This is a genomic window from Enorma phocaeensis (genome assembly GCF_900186505.1).
Lineage (GTDB): Bacteria > Actinomycetota > Coriobacteriia > Coriobacteriales > Coriobacteriaceae > Enorma > Enorma phocaeensis.
Genome location: NZ_LT891970.1, coordinates 1 through 26,719 on the forward strand (window position 1 = coordinate 1; position 26,719 = coordinate 26,719).

The following is a 26,719-nucleotide window of genomic DNA, read 5'->3' on the forward strand; positions in this document are numbered from 1 at the left end:
CGAAGCAACGACAACGGTAGGCCGAACGGGATGGTCGGCGTGCCCGCGCTCAGACCCGAAACTTTTTCGCGCTCATTCCCGAAAGATCAACGCGCCCAAATCCGCAAGACGGAGACTATCAAATACAGCCGTCGTCGTTCACGCCTATGGCCACCACCACGGCCACGTTCTCGTAGCTCCCGCCCCAGGACCTCTTGAGGCATATCCCGTCGACGTAGACGTAGGGGTACGCCCGGTCGAGCGGCCTGCTGCGCCACTCCTCGACCGACGCGAACGCCTTCTCGTTGAGGTTGGAGACGGTCGACGCCGAGACGCTCGAGCCCCAGAGGATCTCGGAGACGTCCTCGATGCGCCTGGTGGAGACGCCCGCGAGGTACATCTCTATCATGGCCTCCTCGACGCTCGTCTCGCGGCGCCGGTAGCGCTCGATGGCCGCCGTGGTGAACCGCATGCCCTTGAGCTTGGGCATGCGGATCGTGACCTCGCCGGACGTCGTCGTGAGCCTCCGCTCGTAGTGGCCGGCGCGGTACGCCTCGCGCCCTGCCGTCCGCTCGTAGCGCTCGGCGCCCACGAGGTCGTCGGCCTCCTCGTCCAGGAGGCCGTTCAGCATCTCCTCGACGGTACTCCTGACGAGCTCGCGAAGGTCGGTCTTCAGGCTCTCCTCGTTGAATGTTACGATTGGCTCGGGCATGGTCCACCTCCAGCATGTTTCTTGTCTAGGCAACTCGAATCATACCGGGGCGGGCCGTGCCCTCCTTCCTATCTGGACGCTATTCCGCTGTCAAAGTGCGCAAGAAATTGTACGTTACCATCTAGGCAACTCGAATCATACCGGGGGCGGGCCGTGCCCTCCTTCTTTATCTGGACGCTATTCCGCTGTCAAAGTGCGCAAGAAATTGTACGTTACCCAGCTCGACGTAGGCCCCATATCACCCGTTTCCTAGACTGTTGGAAATAGTTGTCAAATACTGGATAAGGGCTACCGGGACTGACGACGGTACCCGCATCGTGGGAGGCCGGTATCGCCTCTCGTTATGGGGCGGTACCGTTCTTGTAGAACAGCGCTACTAGCTGAGTGCACTACTCACGATAGCCGATGGCATCAAAGGGGTTGATGCCTAGTCAGACTATCCTCTGGTACTTTTCGAGCACTTACTTTATACGTAGAAAGACAAAATATGCTACAGCCCACCGTCCCAATTACTGCAGCTATAACTCCAATATAGGCATTGGGAGGTGTATAAGTTGCATTTAGGGTGTGTTCGCCGCTATCCACGGTAAAACCTATGAATCCATAATTTGCACGATAGGTCTCAACCTGCTCGCCATCGATCTCTATTGTCCATCCCGTTGTATTAGGTATGGCAAGGCATACGACAGTGTTATCTGCTAACGCAGTAAAAGAACCGGATATTGCGTTGGCACACGCATTTTGGGTTAACGAGACGTTTGGCTCGTTGATGATCAAGCGTCCAGAGCTTTCGATAGCGTTTCCGTTGTAAGTGGTATTTGGATTTTGCGCAGGTGATGCTGCAATGCTTTCAGCGATGTGATCAGGCACGATGGCGGAAGCAGAGAGAAGCTGCTCGCGTGCTTCCGGAGTAAAGGACTCTGCGACTGATTCGGAAATCGCGCCCGCGCTTAACGTAAGGAGCGTATTGGTGTTGTTGACCTGATAAACATAAACATTTCCAAAAGTTGCAATCTCCTCGCACCATGAAAAGGCGAGCTGATCATGGCTAAGAATATATTTGACACCTAGTAAGCGTAATAATGTAGGATGCTCGGGATCATTGAGATATTCCTGATAGGCACTGTCGCCTACGAGAATATTGGGCCATAAATGCTGATAGAAATCAATTACATCGCTATCGAGGGTCGAGTTATATGATGAAATGCCGCAATAGTGCTGAATGAGACTATCGTTTAGTCTTGTCCAGTCAGAGTAAAGCTTCTCGATACGATAAATGCCATCATCCTGCTCCTTAATCCAGTTCAAAGCTGTCTGTGTGTCAGCATCGACAGGGGAGTGGCTTGCGTAGGGAAAGTTTAGACTTGTTGTTGTATCTCTGCCGTTCGTTATGAAGAAGGCATCGATGATAGATGAACTCACAACGCATCCGAGCGTAATGCAAAGAAGCACTCGTAAATTAATGCCAGATAGGTTGTTTATAGCATAGAGAGCTGCGGAAATTGCAACAGTTAATGCTAGATATGAGAGGCAGACAAGGCGTCCATTAACGGTATTGATGAGAGACCACACAATAACGACGATAGTTATAAAGGAACATACCGCCAAATTAGTTTTTGATATGGTACGGGAATGTATGCGGTGTTCCCAACCACAAGCGAGGGCGATACATACGGGTATTGCCAGCACGAATGAGCTACGGTATTTAGGATCAACGAATACATTGAAAAGAGCGGGCAAGAAGAAATTAAAACAATAAAGCAAGCAAAGCAGCGATGCGATTATTATCAGAACTCGATCGCGGGGGTTTATATCACGTGCTACCCAATTTGAAAACTGACCGAGAAGAATAAAGCAACCTGCTGAGAAGCCGAGTTGAATAAACTCGTAAACGTTGACGTATGCAAATGAATCGGTGGGCGGAATCAGAGAAGCGGGGATATCAGCGCCAATGCTTAAAAGCCCATTGCCGAGCATACGGCTGAAAATTGGGAGTACCCAACGGATGGGCACGAAATCTGTAAGGTATCGCACCGCGCTTTGAGCGATCGACTCTCCTCCTGAGACCCGTGAAGATTCGCCAAGAAGCAATGTTGCATACGGTATGACCGTTAGCAGTGATATCAACACGCCGCAAGCTACGGGGACGGCGAGAGGGACGAAGAATGACAAGAAGGAGCGGAGGGATTTGCAGTCAGACAGATGTATGGTGCGTAAGACAGCATAGATCGTTGCATAAACCATGACCATGAAACCAGAATACGTGCTCATCATAATGGTTGCCGCAGTAATTATCGTGACGAGCAGAATTCTAGGAACGGTTCGTTTCGACATTAGGCCTTCTAGAGCGGCCGTGAGCGCAATGGCCATGACCAGGACGCTTCCCAGCCAATAATGTTGGCCCCAAAGCATGAGAAAACCGCAAAATGCGAACAGGATAGAACCAAGTATGCGAGATAAAGGTATTTTACAGTAGTGCAGAAGGACGTAATCGAATAAGAGTGCGCAACAGAGCACCTTTAGGGATTGTGCAATCGTTAAGATAAGGCTGAGCGACTCATTGCCGAACAATAGTCCTAAAGGAATAACTATCAGATTGAATGGATCTAGTGTCCATGATTGATAGGACATAAAACTTGAGCCCAGTCCATACTCGAAATTCCAGAACCCAAGCGTTTTGCTTCGGATGCTATCAAGTAGGTTGATGTAGTAGGGGACGTATTGCTCTGCCGTATCCGATCCGACATCGAAATAAGAAAAGCAGGCTTTACCTAAGTAGAAGGCACCATATACCACAGCGATTCCTAGGCACGAGAGGACGAGAAGAGCAATGATCTCCTGCGGCTTAATCTTGTCAGACGGCACCATTAGCGATTCGGAAAAACGCACTGTGAGATACAGGGCAACAAGAGCTGCTATACATAGTCCAATTAAGTAGGTGTACTGCGACCAGTCCATAGTGCTCCTCAAGTATTATGATGGACAGATATGTTGCTCTCTGCGTTACTGAGTATTCTCATTAGTGTACCGTTAGAGATGATGGTTTGGAGTTATTGCTATGGCCGCGCCGGTGGATATCATCGATTTCAATATTCCCCCTTACGTGGGGACTGAGATGGAATATGCTAGAGAAGCCGCTGAGGTTAATCATAAGATTTGCGGAGACGGGCCTTTTTCCCATAGATGCCATGAATGGATGGAAAAGCGGTTCAATGCGCACAAGGTTCTATTGACGACAAGTGGCACTGCTGCATTGGAGATGGCGGCTGTGCTCTGTGATCTACAACCTGGTGATGAAGTCATTCTCCCGAGTTTCACCTTCTCGTCGACTGCGACCGCATTTCAAGCTATGGGCGCAACGCTAGTATTCGTTGATATTCGTCCGGATACCATGAATATCGATGAGGGTAAAATCGAGGCCGCTATTACAGATCGAACACGGGTTATCGTTCCCGTTCATTATGCAGGCGTCGCTTGCGAGATGGACGTAATTTTGAATCTCGCGGAGCGATACGGGCTGTTGGTGGTTGAAGATGCGGCACAGGGTGTCATGAGTTCCTATCATGGCCGTGCTCTGGGTACCATTGGCACATTCGGATGCTACTCGTTCCACGAGACCAAGAATTACTCCATGGGCGAGGGCGGCGCTTTGGTCATCAACGATCCCACGTATGTCGAGCGTGCTGAAATAATTCGTGAGAAAGGCACGAATAGGCAGCGTTTCTTTCGCAAGCAGGTTGATAAATATACTTGGGTAGATCGAGGAAGTTCCTATCTGCAGAGTGACCTGAACGCTGCATACCTTTGGGCTCAGCTCGAGCGTGCCGATGATATTAATGAGAGCCGACTTGCGGCATGGGACGCATACTATGAGGGCCTGAGCGCTTTGGAAGAGCGCGGAGTACTGGAGCTGCCGGTCGTTCCAGACGGGTGCATTCATAACGCGCACATGTTTTATATCAAATGTTCGGATCTTTCCGAGCGTACAGAATTGATCGATTATCTACGATCCCATGGAATCTGTTCTGTTTTTCATTACGTTCCGCTGCACAGCTCGCCTGCGGGGCGGAAGTTCGGTCGGTTCCAAGGCGTAGATGAAGTCACTACGCGCGATAGCGATCGCCTGCTTCGTCTTCCGATGTACTACGGATTATCGCTTGAGAGCGTCGGGCGTGTGGTTAACACAATTAGGGAGTTTTATGGAAGCCGTTAACATGGTCGCTGGAGATGGGCCCCAGAGCATTCTGCTTCTTGGTGGCTCAAAGCATCAGGTACCCGCCATCGAAGCGGCAAAACGATTGGGATATCGGACCGTGTTGTGCGACTATCTTCCCGATAACCCTGGGCAATATGTTGCGGATGTATTCTATCAGGAGAGTACAGTCGATAAAGAGTTGATGCTGCGCATCGCTAGGTCTGAAAACGTGTTAGGGGTTCTCGCGTTCGGGACTGACGTTGCTGCCTCAACTGCAGCTTATATTGCTGAGCATATGGGCCTTCCAACTAATCCTTTGGCCTCTGTAGAAATATTGAGCGAAAAGCAGCTTTTCCGAACCTTTTTATCGGATAACGGCTTCCCATGCCCTGCTTTTCAAGAGCTGTCGATTGATGCAACTGCGTTGGATGTCGTTGATACGGCCAAGACTATGCGTTTGCCTATTGTGTTAAAGCCCACTGATTCATCTGGATCAAAGGGGGTTACTATTCTCCGCTCCTTAGACCAGCTTAAAATCGAGGGGGCTCTTGCTGAGGCAAAAGCATTTTCACGCAACGGAACCCTGCTGCTCGAAGAGTATATAGAATCTGGTTTCCCTCGCGTTATCGGTGGTGATGTGTTTGTTGTAGATCAACAAGTCGTCTTTTGGGGCATTATGAGTTGCTTGCGCGACCAGCAGCTGGGCGGTTTGGTCCCGGTGGGCGAGCGATGGCCATCGGGCTTAGATGAAGCCCAGCTTGCCTCGGTCCATGATTGTATTCAAGCGCTTGTTTCTAAACTTGGAATACGTTTCGGCGAGCTCAATGTTGAAATCATAATCGCGGAAGACGGAACGCCGTATTTCCTTGAACTTGCTGCTCGCGCAGGTGGCAACATGATTCCCAATCAACTTTCAGATATTGCCGGTATCGATCTTGTTGAAGCTAACGTTCGTTTCGCTATGGGCGATACTATGGACGTGGCGTTTGATGGCGCTTCTGCATCCGGCTGTTATGCCACGTATATGTTACACGCGAAGACAGACGGTGTTTTTACCGGCCTAGATCTTTCATCGGCGATTAGGCCACATGTGTATCGCCAAGTGCTTTATTCTGAAGAGGGGTCGCGCGTCGCCGCTTTCGATAACGCTAGCAAAGCAATCGGCGTATTGTTTCTGCGCTTCGATGATGAGGAGCAGATGATGGCCATGTTCGATACGATTGACAAGCATGTTGTGCTTTCAATTGAATAGCTGATAGATGGAGCTGTTACATGTCAACTGAGCAGGGGGAATCCACTCTCATTTCCATAGTTATTTCTTGTTATAACTCGGAGCGCAGTATTCGTAGCGTTGTTGAGTTGACGCTTGAGGTTTTTAAGAGCCTTGACGGCTACGAGTGCGAGTTCATTTTGGTAAATGACTGTTCGCGGGATGGGACGTTCGATGAGATCAAGTGCCTTGCATCCGAGTATCCCTGCGTGCACGGCGCTTCGCTGATGCGTAATTTCGGCCAGCATAACGGTCTTATGTGTGCAATGCGCTATGCAAAGGGCGATTTCATCCTGGGCATGGATGACGACCTTCAAACACATCCATCTCAGATACCACTGCTCATCAATAGAATCGAGCAAGGATATGACCTCGTGTATGGGTGTTATCGTGAGTCCAAAAACGGGGCACTCAAACGATTCTCCAGCTGGCTAAACAAGGTTACGTCTAGCGCCCTATTAAGCAGACCTTCCGATATCCGTGCTAGTAATTTTTGGATTATTACGCGTGCGGTGAAAGACCAGGTTATTAGATATACGAATTACAATCCTAACGTTGATGCTCTGTTTACGCGCATGACTAACAATATGGCAAATGTGACCATTGAGCATCATGAGCGCGAGTTTGGCTCGTCTGGATATACCTTAGCCAAATTAGTCAAGTTATGGCTCGCCTACTTTAACTACACGGTCTTGCCGCTGAGGGCTGTGTCTGTACTGGGTGTCTGCACAGCGGTCGCTGGGTTCGTCTTTGCAATCGTCACCATCATACGTAAGCTTATCGACCCAACGATGCTTGTGGGGTGGTCTTCAATCATCTGCTTGCTGTTGTGCTTTTTCGGCCTTACGCTGTTTACGCTCGGTATTATCGGAGAGTATCTTGGAAGTATCGTGCTTTCAGTTAATTCAACGCCGCAATATATCGTTCGTGAATGCGTAAATCTGGAGATGAAAGAGGGGTAACAAATGATGACGAACACGCTCGAAGCCCTGCTCAAAGATGGCTTTGCTCGCCCTCGCGCGGAGGAATACCTGTCTATTCTTCAAGAGGAGCGTAACTGCCCTGAGTTGTTCGATCCTGCATACACCGAGTGGGCTCATGCACGCGGTTTTTTTGCTAAGCAAGCGTACGCATATGATCTCAACGATGATAACATCGCGGATTATATGACCGACTATGACTATCATCGAGTCTGGCCGCTCAATAGTTGGCAGCGCATCTGGATCAATGACAAGATGACGTTGAAGTATATGTTTTCTGGAACCACGCTCGACCAGTATTTTCCTGAGTATTACTTTTATACGACGCCCCAGGGACTCATTCCCATGCCTGAAGGAGGAAGGCGCTCAGATGATGCCGCTTTTCTGGCGGTTTTACGAGAAAAGGGAGAATTTGCCTGTAAACCGTGCAACGGTGCTCGCACGGTAGGCTTTCACAAGCTGTCATATCATGATGGCGAGTACTCGGTAGATAATCTTCCCGCAACGGGGGAGGATATTATCGCGTTCATGCGCACGCATGTGAACTATCTGTTCACTGAGTTCCTTCATCCCTCTGCGCAGATGGGCGCCATTTCTCCCATTATCAACAATCTTCGCCTTATGGTCTTCAATCCAACGGGCACCAATCCTGTAATCGGCGCTTCGTATTTCCGTTTTGCCACCGGAGTCGGCGATGATGACAGTAAGTCGAATTATCGTTATCCCTCTGAGCAAGATGCCGGGAATTACAACGTTTGGTTCAACTGGAAAACCGGTTGGTTTGGTGGCGGAAAGGACATCTATGCCAATCGTGTGATTGATTCCCCATGCCATCCTGAGACTGGAGTTCTTGCCGAGGGCACGCTTGAAAACTGGCAAGAGGTTTGTTCGCTTGCACTTGAGATGTCCGAGCGAATCAACCCCCTCGAATATCTTGGCTATGACATTTGCATCACTGATAAGGGACCTAAAGTTATCGAGATCAATTCCCATTCCGGAAGCAAATACGTCCAGTTTTTCCATCCGTTTTATAAAGATGAGTTCTTGGGTTCCTACTTCAGATCAAAGATTGAAGCAATTGAATCTTTAGATGAGGACGGCATCCGCCGTCGCAACGCTATCCTTCGTTAAGGAAGCTGGAAGTGATGAAGAAACTGGCCATTATTGGCGCGGGCCCCATGGCAAGCGTTTATGCGATGCGCGCTCGTGAGCTCGGTATCGAGACGCATTGTTTTGCATGGAAACAGGGGGCGGTCGCACAAGAAGATGTCGATGTCTTTCAGGATATTTCTATTTTCGACATCGATGCTATTGAGGAGATCTGTCGAAACGTGGGCATAGGGGGAGTTCTCCCAACCACGGAATTGACGATTCATCCAGCTGCCCTTGTGGCAAGTCGTCTCGGACTAGTTGCAAACGATCCAGAGGTTGCGGCGCGCATCACCGATAAATATCGCAATAGAGAGTTGACGAAATGCGTGAGCGGTTTGTGTCAGCCAAGATACGCGCTTGTGAGGAACTCCAGCGATATCGAGACGTTAAACATAGCCTATCCGGTTGTAGTAAAACCGACGGCAGAGGGTGGCAAGCGTGGAGTAACCGTCGCCTCCAATCCCTGTGAGTTAAAAGCTGCGTTTGCATATGCCCAGGACGAAAAGAAAGACTCTTCCGATGTTATCGTGGAGGAATATCTTGAGGGTGGTGCAGAATATTCGGTCGAGAGCCTATCTTTCCGTGGGGTACACAGCATTATTCAAGTGACGGAGAAATGGAGTTCGGGTGCTCCGCACTGTGTGGAGCTAGGCCATCATCAACCAGCAGCTCTCTCCTTAGAGATGCGTGCAAAAATCGAAGATGTCATGGCCTGCGCTCTGACAGCAATCGGCATGCAGCATGGATGCTGCCACACCGAGCTCAAGATTATCGATGGCAAGCTGTACCTGATTGAGTTCAATGCGCGCCCAGGTGGGGATCACATTTCTTTTCCGCTCACCGAGCTAAGCACTGGTTATCCGTACATTACGGGAATGATTGAAATCGCATTTGGTGATTTCCAAATTCCTGATACGAGTCAATTCGACCACAATTATGCCGGGATCTGTTTCATCACTGAGCAGACAAGACAGCTCAAGCGGATTTTCGATAACTGTGAGCAATATAGCTGGTTATATGAGAAGCATCAGGCGACTTCCAAACTCGAACGGCTGACTCATAATCGCGGATACGATACGAATTACTTCATCTATTATTCGCGGGACTCGAAGCCGACTTTCCTTGCTGAGATTAATCTCGATTAAGATATCCCATCAACTCGAGTAGAACATCGCACTCGTAATCCATATCTTCGAGAGTGTATCGTTGATCGATGGGGAGTGGCAGAATATCGCGTGCAAATCTGCCGGCATAGCCATCATAGCACGCCGCCTCATTCCACAGCAGGGAGACATAAATCTTGTGCTCTTGTAGTTGTTTCCGTAGCTTGTCCCCGTTGCTTGTGAGGAAGGGATACATGAACGATCCAGTAGAAGCTATGGGTTTCAACTCATTGAGTTCGTCCAAGCGCTTGGAAAGATGGCGAAAATTGTCGAGACGAAGTTGCCCAACTCGGTCATAATCGATTGCGCGAAGTATATTGTGGGTAATAGGGCTCATCCATTTGATATCTTCATCTGCAAATCGCTTGTTATTTTGCGCCGACGCTGGATAGAACACATTTGAGTCGCACTCGCACCTTCCAAGTACGAAATCCATATGAGCATGAGATTTATCCACCTCCAGCTCGCGCTCGAGAGTCGCATCGGAGTACAGGTATGCTCCGTCTGCTACACCAAAGAACTTTCGACAAGAGTAAATCGTATCGATGCCAGGAATTGGCATACGGAAAAACGCCATCACCTCGTCCAAGATCAGGCGCCCGCCACACGCGGCCTGAACATCCAGAATAGACTCATCGGAAAGCTGTCCGTAATAATCGACGAGGTACAGGTAGTCGGAAGGGGCCCACGTTATTGAATTCCATGCGGGAAGGAAGTCGGATTGTGTCTCGTATAAGTTGCACTCGATGCCATATTTACATGCAACATTTCGAACTGAAGCGCATAGATACTTGGGAACCCATATTCTCGTGATGTTACGCGCTTCAATAAGATATGCAAGACAATTGCGCGCGCAGTTGAGTGCTAGCGCTTGAGAATGGTATTCCTCGCCGTAAAAATGCTCGAATTCGAAGTAGCCTCCAATTGAACGATCGTTTTCTTCCACTGCCCCTCCAAAGACACTATACCTCTGCAAGGATATGGTACTCGCTTGAAGCGTTTCGAACAAAGTATGCGCCTCAGTGTAATCGTGGTGTTTGGCCACCGTGGACGGGGACGCATGATACTATTTTATAGAAACCAATGAAACGGAGTAGTGCAAGAGATGCAAGACCAGGTAGAATCGTGTAACTTTGTTTTTTCTCCAACCTCCATTGAGGGGGTTGTCATCATTGATACTGCCATATTCGGTGATAAACGCGGCTCTTTCATGGAGACCTACAAGCGTTCCGATTTCTCTAAAGCTGGTATAGACGCGCAGTTTGTTCAGACCAATGAGTCGAGCAGTACCCGTGGTGTGTTGCGGGGGCTTCATTTTCAAATTAACCATCCGCAAGCAAAGCTCGTTAGAGTCGTATCTGGCGAAGTGTTCGACGTATGCGTCGATCTTCGACCGGGTAGTCCGACGTTTGGCGCGTGGGAAGGAGCTGTTCTATCTGACGAGAATCACCGACAACTTTTTATCCCGCGTGGTTTCGCCCATGGTTTCTACGTCCTGTCGGAGACCGCCAAGTTCAGCTATCAATGCGATGACGAGTATCACCCGAATGATGAAGGCGGCATTCGTTGGGACGATCCGGAGATAGGTATCGAATGGCCTTTGTTACCGAGTGCTGAAGTAGTGCTCTCTCAAAAGGATCGCTCTCATCCCAAGCTCTCTGAGCTCCACATTTTTTAGTGATTGCCTGTATTGGGTGCTAAAGAAGGCGTTCGAATGAGTCCTAGTTCTGGTAATGGGCATCTGATGTTAGGCTTGCACCTATTGCTTGCCGTCTTTTCTTTCAGCGGCATTATGAGCAAGCTTGCGTCAGGCTTTCCGTTCATGAGTTTAGAATTTATCGCCTGCTACGGAGGCATGATTGCAATTCTGGGCGTGTATGCAATAGGCTGGCAGCAGGTAATTAAGCGAATTCCCCTTACGACTGCCTACGCCAACCGAGCCATAACAATTGTTTGGGGCATCGTATGGGGATTCCTTTTCTTCGGTGAGGATATATCCGTTTATAAAATTGTTGGCGCCGGTATTGTTTTGGCTGGCGTTCTGGTATTTGCGCTGGCTGGGAGCGAGGAAGCGGAGAACGCGGATGGAGGCGCACGATGAGTGAGCCGCTGATTACATGCGTTGGCATATCCTTGTTTGGCGTGTTTATAGGTGGAATCTCGCAGGTGTTATTGAAACTGTCTGCCGTAAAGAAACATTGCAATCGTGTCGCCGAATACATTAATCCGCTCGTCATGGGGGCTTACACTTTGTTCATCGCATCAACGCTGCTCTCTACGTTGGCCTATCGGGTGGTCCCACTCTCAATGGGGCCAATATTAGATGCGACTGGATATATCTACGTAACAGTTTTTGGAGTGCTCATTTTTCATGAACGCCTAGATCGTCGTAAGGTTATCGCGCTAGGACTGATATTGACCGGTATCGTGATTTATTCCTTTGGATTGTAGGTTTGCTGATGGATAGCGGCTTGAAAAAAAAGACCATTACGTCGCTGTTCTGGAAACTTTTCGAGCAGGGTGGCGCAGCGGCAATTACCCTTATCGTTCAAATCGTTATGGCGCGTCTACTGGCCCCTGCGGAATTCGGCCTGCTTGCAATCATGTTGGTGTTTGTCAACTTAGGGAATGTCATAGTCCAGTCTGGACTTAACACCGCAATTGTCCAGGGCGCTGATATCGAAGACGATGATTGTTCAACTGTATTCTGGATGTGTCTCGCAATTTCGTTCGTACTGTATGCAATAGTTTTCTTTTTCTCTCCCGCCATTGCAGGCTTCTATCGTATGCCCCAGATTATCTGGCCGCTTAGGATCCTCACGCTTATATTCTTCATCAATGCGTACAACTCAATTCAAGAAGCCATAGTCGCTCGTGGTCTGCAATTCCGCAAGACGTTTCGGGCTACAGTGGTTGCTGGTATCGTGTCGGGGGGCGTTGGAATAACAGCCGCTCTATTGGGGTCGGGTCTTTGGGCGCTTGTTGTCCAGCAGTTGCTTTATCAGCTTTGCAAATGCATCGTTTTGGCATCTCAGGTGGCCTGGAAACCTCGCATGGTTATGAATGTCGCGCGAGGTCGACATATGATGGCGTTTGGCTGGAAGCTGCTGGCATCGGGGCTCCTCGACCAAGGCTATCAGAGCATCTCAGATCTGATCATCGGAAAACTGTTCACCGATGTTGATCTCGGTTTGGTTTCTCAGGGCAAGAAGTATCCACAAGCACTCGGAGTTACGCTAGACGGAGCGATTCAGCCGGTTATGCTTTCCGCTGTTGCTCATGTGCAAAAGAGCGCTCATGAGGTAAAGCGTCTCGCTCGGCGTGCTCTTAAGACCAGTACGCTGCTGATAGTTCCGGCGATGACGCTATTCGCTGTTGTTGCAGAGCCTTTGGTGCTTGTGCTGCTGGGCGAGCAATGGCTTCCGTGCGTTCCGTATCTTCAAATGTATTGTTTTGTGTATGCCCTATTGCCCATCCATACAACTAATCTCCAGGTCCTCAACGGAGTTGGTCGTAGTGACTTATTTTTATTGCTTGAAGTGATAAAAGTCGTCGTCAGTTTGGTTATCCTGGGTTTTACGGCTTTTGTACTTGGGAATTTGCACGCTATCGTTGCAGGATATGTTCTCAATGGTATTGTCTGCACATTCATAAATGCATTTCCGAGCAAACGTGTAATTGGTTACTCATATTCCGAGCAAATCAGAGATATCTGTCCGGCGTTCATCTTGTCGGCCATCTCAGCTGCTATCGCCTACTCACTGACGGCCTTTGAGCTCCCGGCATTTTCAATGGTGTGCTTGCAATCTGCGGTAATGTTATCGATATATGTGATTGTCGCACGTGCACTGCGTATCGAGGCATTCATGTATTTACTGAATACGGTAAAAGACCATATCATACGAAAGTAGGGTGATTGGCGGCTGCCAGTTTTAGAGCTTGGCGTGCTGTGCTGGTCGCAGTGCTGGTAGGGAGTTAACATTGTCTGATGAACCTATATTGGTGGCACGGTCCTCGATGCCCCCCTTGGAAGAGTACGTTCGAGAGATCAGCCCTCTCTGGGAATCACATTGGCTGACCAATATGGGAGAGAAGCATCACGAACTCGAGAATCAGCTCAAACACTATCTTGACGTTGAGAACATCGCTCTCTTTGTAAACGGGCACAATGCTTTAGAGTGCGTAATTGAGGCGATGGGGTTGCATGGGAAAGTTATCACCACCCCCTATACGTTTGCCTCTACAACGCACGCTATCGTGCGCAAGGGTTTGACTCCCGTGTTCGCTGATATCCGGTTTGACAACTACACCCTTGATCCTGAAAGGATTGAAGAGATCATCGATGAGGATACGTGTGCGATTATGCCCGTGCACGTTTACGGCGGTCTTTGCGATGTCGATGCGATTCGGGATATCGCACAGCATCATGGACTAAAAGTTATCTACGATGCAGCGCATGCATTTGGGGTTAAGTTGGGAGAGACCTCTGCGGCAGCTTTTGGCGATGCCTCTATGTTCTCATTCCATGCTACTAAAGTCTTCCATACCATTGAGGGCGGAGCCGTGTGCTTTAGAGATCCCGCATTGCGTAAGCTGCTTGATGATTGGAAGAATTTCGGCATCACGGGCCCCGAGGACGTTGAGTACGTAGGCGGTAACGCCAAGATGAACGAGTTCTGCGCTGCAATGGGGATCTGTAATCTAAGGCACCTAGATGGTGAAATTGCCCGTCGCAAGCTTGTGTGCGAACGCTACTGGGAGCGCCTCGAGGGTTATCGTGGAATTAAACTCACCAAACCGGCGCAAAACGTTATCTCGAATTATGCCTATATGCCCGTTGTATTTGAAGATTGTTTTGGTGCAACACGTGATGACGTGTTCGAAGCACTCAAACAGAATAATGTCTTTGCCAGAAAATATTTCTATCCACTTACTACCGATTTTGCATGCTATCGCGGTCAGTTTACATGCAATACGCCTATTGCGGAGTTCGTATCCTCGCACGTGCTCACACTCCCTTTGTTCGCTGATTTGCCTGTTGCGGAGGTCGACCGCATCTGCGATATCGTTCTCGGGTGCGCGCGCAAATAAAGGGGGAGGAGAGCAGTGGAGAACCCTGTCATTTCGATAATCGTCACTGTGTATAACCATGAGCGCTATATTGAGCGTTGTCTGCGAAGCATAGCGATGCAGGAGTGCGAGTATCCCTTTGAAGTGTTTATCGGGGAGGATTGCTCTCCCGATAACACGCGAGCGGTCATGAAGCGTATCGAGCCTGAATTTCCCGGTAATTTTCACTTCCTATATCGCGAACATAATCTCGGCGATGATAACAATACTGACTTGTTGCGCCGATGCACGGGAAAGTATCTTGCCATTTGTGAAGGGGATGACTTTTGGACCGATAAACGCAAACTCCAAAACCAAGTATCGTTTCTCGAGGGGCATCCTGATTACATCGCCGGCTTTCATCACTGCACGGTCGTAGGGGAGGACTCCCTTCCAAATGGTGAAAAGTATCCTGATTGTCTTAAGGATGACTACTCGTTCAAGGAGTTTTTCTACTGCACGATGCCAGGGCAAACTGCCTCTTTTATGGTTCGTCGCGTGAAATACGAAACGGAAAAAAAGAAGTTTCTCGCGTGTAAGCAATTCGATCGTTATCCCGAAGACCGAAGGAATGCTTTCATCCTTCTCGCGAACGGCAAAGTAAAGGTATTTCAGGAAACGTGGAGTGCGTATCGCCATGTTGTTACCGGTGGAACGAGTTATTCCTCGCGAGTAAAGGTGAATGAGGCCTATGCTCGCAACGAGGTGATGTTCGGAAAGACGCTCATGGACTATTCAGAGATCGTTCATAACGATGAGGCTTATAGAGCCGCTCGAAGGTTCTATTATCGAGTCCTTTTGAAATGGAGCGTCGGGTCGGTTAGGATTTACCCGCTCTCACATTCGCTGCTCGAAGTTCTGAGGCAACGCGATGCCATCATGCTTTTGCTCGGCGTTGTTCAGTGGTACGCCGTCTTGGGCATGCGTAGCTTTCTTGGGCGTGGGGTAACCTTGTAAATTCGGTACGTGAAGTATCCTTTCCATAGGATGCGCTCTTTTCGAGCATTTGACTCAAGTACAATTTTCTTAGTTTGGTTGTATTCAGATCGGGGGTAGAGATGAAGCTTAATAACGAGAGCCCCTCTTTGGGAATCTTAAGACCGTTCTTTTTCGTATTCGTTCTCCTGGCTATGGGCGCAGCGCTGTTATCGACGGTTGCTCCTCGAAACGCGTGTGCCGAGGAGCTTGTTTCGATTGAGGATGGTGTCTACGTCATTAAATCTGGGGTAGGAGATGGCAAAGTACTGGACATTAGTGAAGCCGATACGTCGAATGGTGTAAATGTTCAGATTTTCGAAGATACCGGCTCTTTAGGTCAGTACTGGCGAATCGAAGCGCAGGGCGAGCATTATCGAATCGTAAATTCCATGACCGGTATTTCTTTAGATGTATATGCAGCTCTTCAGGCTAGTGGTACCAACGTTCAGGTTTTCCAATGGAATGGATCCGAAGCTCAGCTTTGGGATTTTATAATGAGCGATGATGGGTCCGTTTCGATTCGCTCCGTATGCAACGGTTTAGTTCTTGACGTGTATGCAGGGCTAGACGCAAACGGAACGAACGTTCAGGTGTTCGAGAGCAATGGTTCTGCGGCACAAAGATGGACCCTTTCTCCCGTGACCCAAACAATACCGGATGGTCTTTACAGAATCAGCTCCGCCCTCGATATCGATTTGGTTTTTGACGTGCCCGCTGCGGCTAGGTCTAACAGTGTTGGGATTCAACTTTGGAATTCTAATTCGTCACTTGCTCAAACGTGGAAGCTCTCCTTTGATGAGGAAACTGGATTTTATACAATCGTTTCGGCAGTTTCAGGTCGAAGCCTTGATGTTCCGGCAGGTATTGGCGCTAATGGGACCTTGCTTCAGCAATTCGATCAAAACAATTCTGCCGCTCAGTGTTGGAGTATCGTCGGTGACGATGAGTCAGGTTATGCTATACGTTCGGCGCTTGGTTTTACTATTGATGTCCCAAGCGCAATCGCTGATTCTGGGGTGAAGATTCAACTTTGGGAAAGTAATGGAAGCACCGCCCAGAAATGGATTATCTCTGAAACGAACATTGATATTAGTGGGTTATATTTACTAGCCAGTTCGCTTGACGAAGGAATGGTTCTCGACGTAAGCGCTGCTTCAAAAGAAGAAAATGCGAGAATTCAGATATGGTCGAGCAATGGCACACTTGCGCAAAAGTGGCAAGTATCTAAGCAGGATGATGGCAGCTATGAGATCCGGAATGCCAATTCGGGGCTTTATCTATCCGATAACGGGGGTACTCAGCTTGTCAGCCTTAATCAAGCTGAGAGCGATGAAGCATCGTGGTTGGTTTCTGTGGGACGTGGTGGATTAATGTTTATAAACAAGAGTACCGGACGTGCCCTTGACCTGTCTGCTGCGTGTACTGAAGAGGGAACATCAGTCGGTCCGTTCAATATGAATGGGACGGAGGCGCAGTCTTGGATTCTCTTGTCAACTACGCTCATCGAGGAAGGTTGCTACATTCTGTTCAATAACTCCGGTAGCTCTCAGGCACTTGATGTTCCGGCGGCAACTACCGAAGATTCCATTGCGTTGCAGACTTATGAATCCAACAATACGTCAGCTCAAAAGTGGATTGTGGAGAGTACGGGCGATGGTTGGTACGAGATCACTAATGTTAATTCTGGATTAGCTCTTGATGTCAGAAACGGCTCTGCTCAACCAGGGAATGCCGTTCAACAGTACGCCAGCAACAATTCTGCTGCCCAACGCTGGTCTTTCGAAATTGCTCCGGGTGGCGGAATTCAAATAAAGTCGAAGCTTGGAAACTATGCTGTAACAGTTGATGCTGAAACTGCAGTTTCCGGTTCTCAGGTGGTTATAGATGCGCCTCGTGAATCCAGCACGTATTCATGGACGTTTGTGGAGACGAGCTATATTCAGGAAGTTGATGATATTTGGGGGGATTCCTCCTATATCAATCAAATGCGATCAATTGCTCAACGGCAGGGAAGTAGGACAAATTGGATTGCAATCGCCGATAAGAGCAGGAATCGCTGCACCGTCTTTTATTATACCGGCGGCGAATGGGTGCTTGCTAACTCTATGGATGTGCTAACAAGCGGAAATACATTCACGGGATCTCATGAAGTCTATATTCGCGCTCGTGGCTACTGGAAGGAGCCAGATTGCTACGATGTTAACGATTGGTATATCGGATTCGTTGAAGACTGGTGGAGCTCGCCCAGCTCGAGTCATATGCGCTATGTCGAAGGCATGGGTTATGACGAAGGCCAAGGTTTCCATTATGGTTTCGCTGGTTCAGGTTGTATCTGCATTCCCGACTACGAGAAATCTCTGTGGCTCTATAACAATATTGAGATTGGCTCAACGGTTTATATCTTTTAGCCTTGCTTGAGCTGAATGAGATCTTCTAGTTATTATGGGGTATCGGTTTCCGGTACCCCTTTTCAATCGGGAGGCAAAAGGAAATTATGAATTCGACCGATATTACCGCCACACCCAAGGTGGCAGTAGCTATGTCTGTTTACAATGGCTCATCTCATCTTCAAGAACAGATTGACAGCATTCTTAATCAAGTTGGCGTAGCGGTCTATTTATTTGCGCGGGATGATGGATCAACTGATGAATCGTTAGATGTGCTAACGCGTTATGAAGCGCGGGGCTCACTTGAACTATTGAGGGGAGGAAACGTTGGAGTTGTCAAATCTTTTTTATCTCTGATTGCTGCCATCGACACATCGTTTGACTATATTGCTCTTTGTGATCAAGACGATGTCTGGCGTAATGATAAGTTGGCACGAGCCGTCTCATTACTTGTTGATAAAGATCAGTCTATACCTCAATTGTATTGCTCGGAATACATTTTCTGTGATGCGAATATGAATGAAGTTGCACCGTCGCATCTTAATCAGAATGGTGTGAATTTCACCAAGTTGCTCTATGAAAACGTGGTTTCAGGAAACACTATCGTGATGAACCGGTCTCTTGCTAATGCTGTAATAAACGCCGGAATGGATGATGTGTACTGTCATGATTGGTGGATTGCTTTAGTTGCTGCGGCGCTTGGAGAGTTGACCTATGACGAATATCCTTCGCTGTACTATCGTCGTACCGGGGCAAATGTGAGCCCGACAGGAAATTCGGGAATTAGTCTTTTGAAGTATCGACTCAAGACGTTCTTCCAAGGACGGCAATTATCATGTATTACACATCAGCTTGAAAAGCTAGACAGCGTTTTCGGTTCAGCCATATCATCAAATAAATCCGATGTATTGAATAGCTTTTTACATGGCAGGAGAATTCATAAAGCATGCTATCCCCAACGGCTGCGACAAAAAATGTCAGAGGAGATAGCGTTGAGATTACTGTTTCTCATCGGACTTCTGTGACGATTTCTTCTCTTCAGTCACTTCTCTCCTCGTTAAGGCTAGCTCTTGCGCCAATTCGTTAATTCGCCCTTTGAGTAGGGAAAGATCGGCTGATAAAGTGAAAACTTTCCATAATAATAATGCGATGACAACAAGATAGATGAAGTTAGCCGGGGATAGGAAGCCTAGTAGCGTTGAGATGCAGACTGCAACATTAGGGAAGATGGCGAGAAGAACGAGAATACATGCTGCCACGATCCAATAGACAGCATCTTCAATGAGAAGTTTTGAGTGTTTGATTTTTGAGCCCACAACCCACAGAGCAAGAAGTGTGCTTGCTATCAATATGGCTCTCAACTGGATAGGCAACATAATTATCCTCACCTAAGGAATCTCAGCATAATGATTGATAGGCATGTCCGCGACATGTACCTCAAGATATTGGCGACCTTAAGATAGCTTTGTCCACCCTGCCTTTCCCGCATGGTCGCCTGGATCTCGATAACTGAATGTCTTTTACGAGCCACTAGCGCGATAATATCGGGCTCTGGTGCGAAATCAAGCTCTTTAGAGAATGCTTCAATCAATGAACGACTGTACATTCGCATTCCGCTTGTTGGGTCCGTGACAACTGCTCCCGTAGTGAGTTTTATACATAAGGAGATGAGTCGGGAGCCCAGTCCACGGGCGCCGCTAGGCTTAACCGTGCCGTCGAGGAAACGCGATGCGATTACGATATCGGAGCCTTTACGAATCATAGTGTCTGCCATTTGTGGTATGTAGCACGGCAAATGCTGACCGTCCGCGTCGAATTGGACCACAGCATCATACCCATTGCGATACGCATATTTCATACCAGTTTTGAATGCCGAAGCAAGTCCTGTATTAATGGGTAAGCACAGCGCGTTGAGGCCATAACTCTCGATGACATTCCAAGTATGATCTGTTGAGCCATCATTAATGATGATGTAATCAACTTCAGGGCACTCTTCAATAAGTTCAGAAACGGTATTGAACAAGCACTCTTCTTCGTTGAACGCTGGTATTACTGCGAGTATCTTCATTTCAACGATTCCCAATCGAGGTTTGTGTAGACAATCGATACCGTATGCCGACTACCGATTAATACGGTACACCTTCAACGTGCTGCATTCATAGACAAGAGTGAAACCGGGGGTATCTTCAGTTATGGAAGATATGCCGCTAAAAAGCGTCTCATCGTAATCTTCGCGCAAGTTGATGAAGCCTGCGCGGTCAACGCCTCCATTCAATACGAGAACATAGCGCGCATCGATGGCATCGACAGCGGCCTGGACCTCAGGATCACTCGCATAGTCACAAAGCCGCTCGCGGATAATGCGGCTTTCTGGAGTTTCGTTTTCTCCGCCATATCCAACAAACTTTCGATAATAAACGCGGAGTCCATTGGCGCCATAAGCAAGAAAACTGCCATCCATGGGATTGTTGATTACTAGTTCTCCCTGGGGGATGATGCCTGTCGAAGAAATATGATCAAGGAAGGCTTGCTCACTCGCGTCAAGAGGATCAGACCAAGAATACACGGTTCTAATTTCGCGTCGGTAGTCACCGAAGGTTGTGCGAATGCTCTTCGGCCAATCATAAGGGCTGACATCTTTATAGGCTGCAATATCAGCATCAGTGTATTGATGGTGAAGGCCGGGTAAGTTGAATTCTGGGATGAAGTTGACAAACAGGAATAGGCAAGCAGATATGGTGGCAACTGCTTTCAGATATTCAGCGGCATGTTTGTTTGGGGCGTGCGCGTTGGCACGTCTTTCGATAACCCCATATAGCCAAGAAAGGCCGACTGTTGCTAGGGGTATCGCGGAGATGGCTGCAATGGCGGACAATCTCATAGGGTCCGTATACCAGAATCCTGAAAGAAATTGCTTGAGATAACCTTCGCGAGAGGCACTTACAATAATAATGCAGCATATAAGCGCATAGGAAGCGGCAAGCCAGCGGACGCCGCATTGGTGGATAACACAGACGATTCCGAATATAACGACAGCGCCAAGGAGTAGTTGCGCCCCCACCTCGTAGTTGAAGCCGAAGTTATAGCAAAGGGTAAGAATATTAATAATCGCTTGTAGCGAACTGGTATAGCTTGGCCAAACATGGTTGACGGTGTCCTGGAAGATGGGGAGATGGAAGCAAAGCAACCAAAAACCAATACACACAAAGACGAACGCAAGGCAAGCTATTGCTTTCCGCAGGGTTGACCATTCCTGCCGGTTGGAAAAACAACAAATTCGGGAGATGCAGTAAGGAGCGAGAAAGACTATGCAAGTAAAGATAGTGTTGGGATGGCAAAGTGCGATACCCACGATTGTTATAAGCAGGATTGATAAGATTTTTACTCGCTCAGAGCAGGCATATCGATCTGCAATTAAGAAAATGAATAGCGCCATCGCGCTTGGCATAAGTGCGAAACCTGCAACATTTGCATAGATGGGACCAAATGTTAATAGGCTCCAAGGGAACGCGACAAATGCCAGGGAGACAAGTGAGGCGCAAAGTTGCATCCGTGGTGAATCGCCAAAAAGTGCTGAAATGAGTGCGATTATGTTAAGCGGAAAAACGATAAAACAAATTACAAACATAGAGGAATTAATTACCAACGGTACGGAGAGCTGAGTTGCCTGTACCGTGAGCGCACAAAGAGCATGCCAAGCGGCAGGATAGAAGCCATTGTAATGAAGTGGCGCAATTGCTCGATCCGCCGCAGTGAGATAGGCGCTCGTATCAAATGAGGAAAGGATGCCGGAGTCTGCCATGGCGCGAATCAGGTAAAGATGCTGGGTAACATCATAAGCTTGGAATAAAGCATCGGGCTCGCCTATACGCGAGAGAAAAAGGTTGTATCCCAGCGCTATCCCCAAGATAATGCAGACCGCTGGTGCAAGTGGAGATATTCTTGGCAGAGCGACAACGCGGATCTTTTGACGCATCAAACAATATAAGGTGATCGAAGGAAGTAAGATGGCACCAAAAATGGTAATGGGTGACGAAGGGATATGCGCAAGGGCAAATACTTGGCCGACAATGGCGATTAATGAGAGACTAACAAGCGGGGAAAGCAACAGAGACCATGAGATCTGGACCCCAGTCGCTCTAAGCACGCAAAATCCTGGGAGAACTAGAAATGCTGTCAAGATGAGCGCTGATGAAGCGAATTCCAGCCACATACTAAACTGACCTCGTAATTCTATCTAGTATCCGCAGAGAGCGAAAATAATATGCGTTTACTATAGCTGAATTACCGACAGGAACAGCGCGTGACAAGGCACATAAATAAGCGGATGCCGATCCTTCTCATATAGTTTTTCTCGAACGAATATTAAATTGAATCATTGTCATATAGAATTACTCTGTTCGGTTCTCTGTAGGAGTGTTGTCATGAATTTTAAGATTATGAACGTACTGATGTCCGATGCGTCTCAGTTTGTCCTTGCTCCCTCGTTGCTTTGCCGTGCGACACGACCTTTTCATATAATCAATGGTGACGCTTGGGTGCTGGATGGTCCGGGCACCTTTGATTTCACGACATACTTCAATGCGCTCTCCATTCAAAAATGGAAGCAATATACTGTCGCAAATAAATTCTATCTACACGTTGAAGTTAAGGGAGCATCGGCAAGTGTGTGGCAGACGCGAGCGGATTCCTTCTCTTTTTATTCTGAGGAAATTGAGGGAACGCGGCTAAGCATTAACTCTTCAGATGAATGGCAATGTTTGGATATCGAGCTCGTTGATGGGGAGCGAGATGTCATCACTTCGTTTGCCTTTTCGAGTGATGGACCTTTGCAGCTTCGTAATGGATATTACTACGTTGCAGTTGATGAGGACAAAGTGCGAAATGTAGAGCTTGCCCTCTGCACAACTACATTTAAGAAAGAGGAATATATCCTTCGTAATATAAATGCGGTAAGAAATGAAATAATAGAATCCGATGATCGTATTTCTGATCATTTTACGATGCATGTTGTTGATAACGGACGTACTCTCGATGTAAAGAGTCTTTCTGATGGGAAGGTTATAGTTCACCCTAATGATAATGTGGGTGGTGCGGGAGGATTCGCTCGGGGCATGATTGAGGCGATGGAGCAAAAGCCTCGCGCGACTCACGTGTTGCTGATGGATGATGATGTAGCTATATCTGCAGAGAGCATCATTCGCACTTTTAACCTTCTCTCACTTGTTAATTCTGAATACGAAGGTGCTTTTGTTTCTGGCGCAATGATGAATCTAGACGAGCCTAATATGCGTTGGGAGGAGATGGGCTTCGTAGGATTTGACGGAGCGTTTCATCCGGTGAAACCTCCTGCACGCATGGATGTGCTGCACGATGTAGTCGCGAGTGAGGCATATGATATTCCAAGTTACATGCCACGCTGCGAAGACCAGGAACAGCACTATGCGGCATGGTGGTATTGCGTCATTCCGATGTCTCAAATTGATGAGTATGGGTTGCCGCTCCCGTTGTTCGTTCGCGGCGATGATGTTGAATATAGTCGCCGCTGTAAGCCGAAATTCATAACCATGAACGGCATCTGTATCTGGCATTTATCGTTTCATATGCGATATAACGCCGCGCAGGAGCGCTATCAAATGACGCGAAACTGCTTTATTGATCAGTTTGCGAGCGATTTTGCTCCACTCTCCGATTTTCTGGGATGGCTTAGGAAAACGTTTGAGCTTGAAATAAGAAAGTTTAATTACGCGGATGCCGCTTTGCTTTTAGACGGCTTCGAGGATTTTCTCAAAGGTCCTGAGTGGCTTATAAGCAATGAGGCGCGAACAGCCTTTATCGATGCGAATAAACGAGCGGCAAAAACCATTTCGTACGAAGAATTGTGTCATGAAGCAATGGCCATGGGTGTCGATCTTTCCGATTTGACAGATTGGAAGGTTTATCGAGACTTGCCCTATGGACGCGCATCGAAGATAAAAGATCTCTATTCACTTAATGGGAATAGGGGTGTCGATGTGATGACGGAGAGGGGAAAGGTTGCGATTATTGACAATGTTGGCTGGGCGGATCCACGCGGAAAAATAAGGGCTGCTGAAACGATTGTCTCTATCGATATTCCCGGTCGTAAAGGGGCGATTAGAAAGCGCGATCGAGAGCGCTATAGTGCGCTCAGCAAGCGACTTTCAGCTGATCTAAAATACTTCAAGGACCATAAGAAGCGACTTGAAGCAGATTATAAACAAGCTTTTTCCAAATTAACATCAGTTTCTTTTTGGAAAGATTATCTAGGATTGTGACAACTTCTACGTTGAGGGCATTTTAAATAGCGATGTCAACTGGAATGCGCGCATTGTGGTATACAGGATTCACTGCGGGGCTTTTGGCCCACTTGGTCTCGTCTCTATCCTTGATCGATATATCGCTGAGTCTCTGCTGTCGCCTAGAGGAAAGCTGGTAGTCGAGAAAGTATGGGTTGAATTTCAACCTTAGCGAAATGCTTTGATCCGGGGCGGAGTTCCCGCACCTAGTCGAATGGGCGAAGGAGGCCGAAAGGCCCCTGCACTTTTGGTCTCCGCAGGTATAGGCTTGGTGCGCGGGTGTCGTGCTGACTCCGACGGCCATGCTCCGCCATCCCGCCGCGCCCCCCCAGGCTCAGCGCGACGGGTGCTCCGGGGCGTATCCGATTGTCCCGAGACGGCTATTCGGCCAGCGGCGCGTCACCCCTTTCCGCCCGCGCGCGCTCGACGCACCCGGGGTACCGTCAAGATTCTTGCGCACTTTTCGACAGCCCCCTAGGCCCGCCCTCCGATGCGGCTACCCCTCCAGCAGAGTCACGTCTAGGTAGCGACGGGAGCCCCACTCGCTCTCGGCCACGTACTTGAGCCTGGCGGTGACGAGCATGAGCGCGGACCTCCCGTCGGGGAAGGTGCCGACCGCGCGGGTGCGCCTGCGTATCTCCCCGTTCAGGCGCTCGATGGCGTTGTTGGTGCGTATGCGCCTCCAGTGCTCGCGCGGGAACCTCGTGTAGGTCAGGGTCTCCGCGTATCCGTCGCGCACGGCCTTGGCCGCCTCCTTGAGCTTGGATTCCTTGAGCTCTGTGTTTAGTCAAGTAGTTTTGAGCAGAAGGGACTGCGGTGGGAATCCTGGACCAAGGCGGGACAGGAGGAGAACCGCATGTACAGCCAGGGGCAGAGGAAGCGCGCGATAGAGACCTTCATCAAATTCGACCATAGCTACGCCGACACCGTCGCAGAGTTAGGATATCCGACGAGAGCCTGCCTGCGTAACTGGTGGAACGAGTACAAGAAAACCGGTGAGGTGCCCGAGAGCAAGTTCGCCACCGATCCGAGGTACACCGCAGAGATGAAGCAGCGCGCCGTCGAGCACTACCTCGAGCATGGAAAGAGCCTGGTGAGGACGATGAGGGCGCTGGGATATCCCAAGAGCCGCGAGGTGCTCGGCGACTGGATCGACGAGATAGCGCCCGGGCAGCGCAAGTATAGGGGCCCGAACCCAAAGACGCCGCCGATTCCAATCGAGAAGAAGGTGCAGGTGGTGGCGGAGCTGGAGGCGAGGACTGGGCCCGCCGCGGTGATAGCCGAGCGTCACGGCGTGTCGAGGACCGCACCCTACTTCTGGCGCAGGGAGATGATGGGCGATAATAACGGGGGACCCGAGAAGAAGGGAGAACCCGTGAGCAAGGAGTTCGACGACCTGCCCGATGACATCGAGCAGCTTCAAGATATGCTGCGAGAGGCGAAGATGCAGCTCAGAAAGGTGCAGCTTGAGCTCGACGTACGCCAGGCGACCCTCGAGATGGTAAAAAAAGACCCGGGCGCCGACCCGGACCGCCTGGCCAACGCGGAGAAGGCGGCGATGGTGACGGCGCTGAGGACCAAGTATAAGCTCTGCGAGCTGCTCCCCGTGGTGGGCATGGCCAAGAGCAGCTACGAGTACGCGAGGAACGTGCAGCTCAAAGGCGAGACCGAGGAACACGCGTCCGCCAGGGAGGCGGTAATAGCGGCGTTCGAATCCAGCGGCGGCACCTACGGCTACAGGCGCATCGTCGCCGAGGTCAACGCCGGGTCTGGATCTGAGAGCCGAGTCGGCGAGTGGACCGTGCGTGCCATTATGGCCGAGGAGAACCTGGTCGCATGCGCCGCCAAGAAGAAGCGGCGCTACAGCTCCTACGAGGGCGAGACGTCCGCAGCGCCTCCGAACCTACTGCTAGACGAGCGGGGAAAGCACCACTTCCGCGCCGACAGCCCGAACGAGACATGGATCACGGAAGTCACCGAGTTCCGCATCCCCGCCGGCAAGGCCTATCTCTCGCCAATCGTCGACTGTTTCGACGGAATGCCGCTGAGCTGGTCGATCTCCACGTCTCCCGATGCCGAGATGGCGAACTCCTCGCTGCTCGGAGCGTGTGAGTGGCTCGACGAGGGCGACCACCCGGCCGTGCATTCGGATAGAGGCGGTCATTATCGCTGGCCAGGCTGGATAAAGATATGCGAAGAGAACGGCCTGGTCAGATCGATGTCGAGGAAGGGCTGCAGCCCCGACAACGCGAGGTGCGAGGGCTTCTTCGGAAGGCTCAAGGTGGAATTATTTTACGGACGCGACTGGGATGGGGTTACAATCGAGGAGTTCATCACCATGCTCGACGCGTATCTGAGATGGTATCGTGACATCAGGATCAAGAGCGACCTGGATTACAAGAGCCCCATGCAGTACCGAAGGGATTTGGGACTAGTCGCATAGGATGGATTTGGTCCAGGATTCCCACCGCAGTCCC

At 49.3% G+C, this 26,719-nt stretch carries 20 protein-coding genes and 2 pseudogenes; 15 read left to right on the forward strand and 7 right to left on the reverse strand.

The features are described 5' to 3' along the window. Window positions 1-127: 127 nt before the first annotated feature. Window positions 128-691, reverse strand: a pseudogene (locus C1717_RS06060) (IS256 family transposase); the annotation flags it as partial. A 411-nt stretch (window positions 692-1,102) separates the two neighbouring features. Beyond that, the gene (locus C1717_RS06065; protein ID WP_102372347.1) at window positions 1,103-3,649 is read right to left on the reverse strand and encodes a YfhO family protein; all 2,547 of its coding nucleotides are present in this window, start codon (window positions 3,647-3,649) and stop codon (window positions 1,103-1,105) included. Between the two features lie 100 nt (window positions 3,650-3,749). Here C1717_RS06065 and rffA point away from each other — a divergent pair, with 100 nt between their 5' ends. From rffA to C1717_RS06090, 5 genes are read left to right on the forward strand one after another with little or no spacing between them, the layout of a single operon-like run. Then, window positions 3,750-4,904 carry a dTDP-4-amino-4,6-dideoxygalactose transaminase gene (rffA, locus tag C1717_RS06070; RefSeq protein WP_245859531.1) on the forward strand — a complete coding sequence of 385 codons (1,155 nt, stop codon included), beginning with the start codon at window positions 3,750-3,752 and terminating at the stop codon, window positions 4,902-4,904. Next, window positions 4,891-6,138 (forward strand): ATP-grasp domain-containing protein, encoded by a 1,248-nt coding sequence (locus C1717_RS06075; protein WP_219722280.1) that lies wholly within the window; start codon window positions 4,891-4,893, stop codon window positions 6,136-6,138. The genes rffA and C1717_RS06075 overlap by 14 nt, the downstream gene beginning before the upstream one ends. 20 nt (window positions 6,139-6,158) lie before the next feature. After that, window positions 6,159-7,118 (forward strand): glycosyltransferase family 2 protein, encoded by a 960-nt coding sequence (locus C1717_RS06080; protein WP_102372349.1) that lies wholly within the window; start codon window positions 6,159-6,161, stop codon window positions 7,116-7,118. Window positions 7,119-7,121: 3 nt separating this feature from the next. Next, on the forward strand, window positions 7,122-8,267 hold the full coding sequence (locus C1717_RS06085) for a sugar-transfer associated ATP-grasp domain-containing protein (RefSeq protein WP_102372350.1): 1,146 nt from the start codon (window positions 7,122-7,124) through the stop codon (window positions 8,265-8,267). A 14-nt stretch (window positions 8,268-8,281) separates the two neighbouring features. Continuing rightward, window positions 8,282-9,433, forward strand: coding sequence for an ATP-grasp domain-containing protein (locus C1717_RS06090; protein WP_102372351.1), 1,152 nt, complete (start codon window positions 8,282-8,284; stop codon window positions 9,431-9,433). Here C1717_RS06090 and C1717_RS06095 read toward each other — a convergent pair. Next, the gene (locus tag C1717_RS06095; protein WP_102372352.1) at window positions 9,420-10,397 is read right to left on the reverse strand and encodes a hypothetical protein; all 978 of its coding nucleotides are present in this window, start codon (window positions 10,395-10,397) and stop codon (window positions 9,420-9,422) included. The genes C1717_RS06090 and C1717_RS06095 overlap by 14 nt on opposite strands. Before the next feature lie 159 nt (window positions 10,398-10,556). On the opposite strand from C1717_RS06095, the gene rfbC reads away from it, so the two are divergent. The 8 genes from rfbC to C1717_RS06135 all read left to right on the forward strand — a co-directional run bounded on the left by rfbC (window position 10,557) and on the right by C1717_RS06135 (window position 18,950). Further along, the gene (gene rfbC, locus C1717_RS06100) at window positions 10,557-11,129 is read left to right on the forward strand and encodes a dTDP-4-dehydrorhamnose 3,5-epimerase (protein ID WP_102372353.1); all 573 of its coding nucleotides are present in this window, start codon (window positions 10,557-10,559) and stop codon (window positions 11,127-11,129) included. A gap of 36 nt (window positions 11,130-11,165) precedes the next feature. Further along, the gene (locus tag C1717_RS06105; RefSeq protein WP_102372354.1) at window positions 11,166-11,552 is read left to right on the forward strand and encodes a DMT family transporter; all 387 of its coding nucleotides are present in this window, start codon (window positions 11,166-11,168) and stop codon (window positions 11,550-11,552) included. After that, window positions 11,549-11,902, forward strand: coding sequence for an EamA family transporter (locus tag C1717_RS06110; RefSeq protein ID WP_102372355.1), 354 nt, complete (start codon window positions 11,549-11,551; stop codon window positions 11,900-11,902). The genes C1717_RS06105 and C1717_RS06110 overlap by 4 nt, the downstream gene beginning before the upstream one ends. Before the next feature lie 8 nt (window positions 11,903-11,910). After that, on the forward strand, window positions 11,911-13,362 hold the full coding sequence (locus tag C1717_RS06115; protein ID WP_102372356.1) for a lipopolysaccharide biosynthesis protein: 1,452 nt from the start codon (window positions 11,911-11,913) through the stop codon (window positions 13,360-13,362). A 70-nt stretch (window positions 13,363-13,432) separates the two neighbouring features. Then, window positions 13,433-14,542, forward strand: a complete 1,110-nt coding sequence (locus tag C1717_RS06120) for a DegT/DnrJ/EryC1/StrS family aminotransferase (protein WP_219722281.1) — start codon at window positions 13,433-13,435, stop codon at window positions 14,540-14,542. A gap of 15 nt (window positions 14,543-14,557) precedes the next feature. Further along, the gene (locus C1717_RS06125; RefSeq protein WP_102372358.1) at window positions 14,558-15,517 is read left to right on the forward strand and encodes a glycosyltransferase family 2 protein; all 960 of its coding nucleotides are present in this window, start codon (window positions 14,558-14,560) and stop codon (window positions 15,515-15,517) included. Window positions 15,518-15,618: 101 nt separating this feature from the next. Beyond that, window positions 15,619-17,946, forward strand: coding sequence for an RICIN domain-containing protein (locus C1717_RS06130; protein WP_102372359.1), 2,328 nt, complete (start codon window positions 15,619-15,621; stop codon window positions 17,944-17,946). A gap of 86 nt (window positions 17,947-18,032) precedes the next feature. Beyond that, window positions 18,033-18,950: a glycosyltransferase family 2 protein gene (locus C1717_RS06135; RefSeq protein ID WP_102372360.1), complete on the forward strand. Its 918-nt coding sequence runs from the start codon at window positions 18,033-18,035 to the stop codon at window positions 18,948-18,950. Here the strand turns inward: C1717_RS06135 and C1717_RS06140 are convergent. From C1717_RS06140 to C1717_RS10490, 3 genes are read right to left on the reverse strand one after another with little or no spacing between them, the layout of a single operon-like run. Beyond that, a complete protein-coding gene (locus C1717_RS06140; RefSeq protein WP_102372361.1) occupies window positions 18,924-19,301 on the reverse strand; it encodes a DUF2304 domain-containing protein in 378 nt (125 codons plus the stop codon). The genes C1717_RS06135 and C1717_RS06140 overlap by 27 nt on opposite strands. 8 nt (window positions 19,302-19,309) lie before the next feature. Further along, window positions 19,310-19,993 (reverse strand): glycosyltransferase family 2 protein, encoded by a 684-nt coding sequence (locus tag C1717_RS06145; protein WP_102372362.1) that lies wholly within the window; start codon window positions 19,991-19,993, stop codon window positions 19,310-19,312. Between the two features lie 51 nt (window positions 19,994-20,044). Continuing rightward, a complete protein-coding gene (locus C1717_RS10490; RefSeq protein WP_146003664.1) occupies window positions 20,045-22,138 on the reverse strand; it encodes a DUF6541 family protein in 2,094 nt (697 codons plus the stop codon). 211 nt (window positions 22,139-22,349) lie between these two features. Here C1717_RS10490 and C1717_RS06155 point away from each other — a divergent pair, with 211 nt between their 5' ends. Further along, window positions 22,350-24,221, forward strand: a complete 1,872-nt coding sequence (locus C1717_RS06155; RefSeq protein ID WP_102372364.1) for a glycosyltransferase family 2 protein — start codon at window positions 22,350-22,352, stop codon at window positions 24,219-24,221. Window positions 24,222-24,738: 517 nt separating this feature from the next. Here C1717_RS06155 and C1717_RS06160 read toward each other — a convergent pair. After that, window positions 24,739-25,020: pseudogene (locus C1717_RS06160) on the reverse strand (transposase); the annotation flags it as partial. A gap of 324 nt (window positions 25,021-25,344) precedes the next feature. On the opposite strand from C1717_RS06160, the gene C1717_RS06165 reads away from it, so the two are divergent. After that, complete coding sequence (locus C1717_RS06165) at window positions 25,345-26,685, forward strand: IS3 family transposase (RefSeq protein WP_425430942.1); 1,341 nt, start codon at window positions 25,345-25,347, stop codon at window positions 26,683-26,685. Window positions 26,686-26,719 lie beyond the last annotated feature (34 nt).

Coding starts and splice junctions, on each gene's coding strand:
- C1717_RS06065 (WP_102372347.1), bottom strand. CDS start 3,649: ATGGACTGGTCGCAGTACACCTACTTAATTGGACTATGTATAGCAGCT.
- rffA (WP_245859531.1), top strand. CDS start 3,750: ATGGCCGCGCCGGTGGATATCATCGATTTCAATATTCCCCCTTACGTG.
- C1717_RS06075 (WP_219722280.1), top strand. CDS start 4,891: ATGGAAGCCGTTAACATGGTCGCTGGAGATGGGCCCCAGAGCATTCTG.
- C1717_RS06080 (WP_102372349.1), top strand. CDS start 6,159: ATGTCAACTGAGCAGGGGGAATCCACTCTCATTTCCATAGTTATTTCT.
- C1717_RS06085 (WP_102372350.1), top strand. CDS start 7,122: ATGATGACGAACACGCTCGAAGCCCTGCTCAAAGATGGCTTTGCTCGC.
- C1717_RS06090 (WP_102372351.1), top strand. CDS start 8,282: ATGAAGAAACTGGCCATTATTGGCGCGGGCCCCATGGCAAGCGTTTAT.
- rfbC (WP_102372353.1), top strand. CDS start 10,557: ATGCAAGACCAGGTAGAATCGTGTAACTTTGTTTTTTCTCCAACCTCC.
- C1717_RS06105 (WP_102372354.1), top strand. CDS start 11,166: ATGAGTCCTAGTTCTGGTAATGGGCATCTGATGTTAGGCTTGCACCTA.
- C1717_RS06110 (WP_102372355.1), top strand. CDS start 11,549: ATGAGTGAGCCGCTGATTACATGCGTTGGCATATCCTTGTTTGGCGTG.
- C1717_RS06115 (WP_102372356.1), top strand. CDS start 11,911: ATGGATAGCGGCTTGAAAAAAAAGACCATTACGTCGCTGTTCTGGAAA.
- C1717_RS06130 (WP_102372359.1), top strand. CDS start 15,619: ATGAAGCTTAATAACGAGAGCCCCTCTTTGGGAATCTTAAGACCGTTC.
- C1717_RS06135 (WP_102372360.1), top strand. CDS start 18,033: ATGAATTCGACCGATATTACCGCCACACCCAAGGTGGCAGTAGCTATG.
- C1717_RS06140 (WP_102372361.1), bottom strand. CDS start 19,301: ATGTTGCCTATCCAGTTGAGAGCCATATTGATAGCAAGCACACTTCTT.
- C1717_RS06145 (WP_102372362.1), bottom strand. CDS start 19,993: ATGAAGATACTCGCAGTAATACCAGCGTTCAACGAAGAAGAGTGCTTG.
- C1717_RS10490 (WP_146003664.1), bottom strand. CDS start 22,138: ATGTGGCTGGAATTCGCTTCATCAGCGCTCATCTTGACAGCATTTCTA.
- C1717_RS06155 (WP_102372364.1), top strand. CDS start 22,350: ATGAATTTTAAGATTATGAACGTACTGATGTCCGATGCGTCTCAGTTT.
- C1717_RS06165 (WP_425430942.1), top strand. CDS start 25,345: ATGAGGGCGCTGGGATATCCCAAGAGCCGCGAGGTGCTCGGCGACTGG.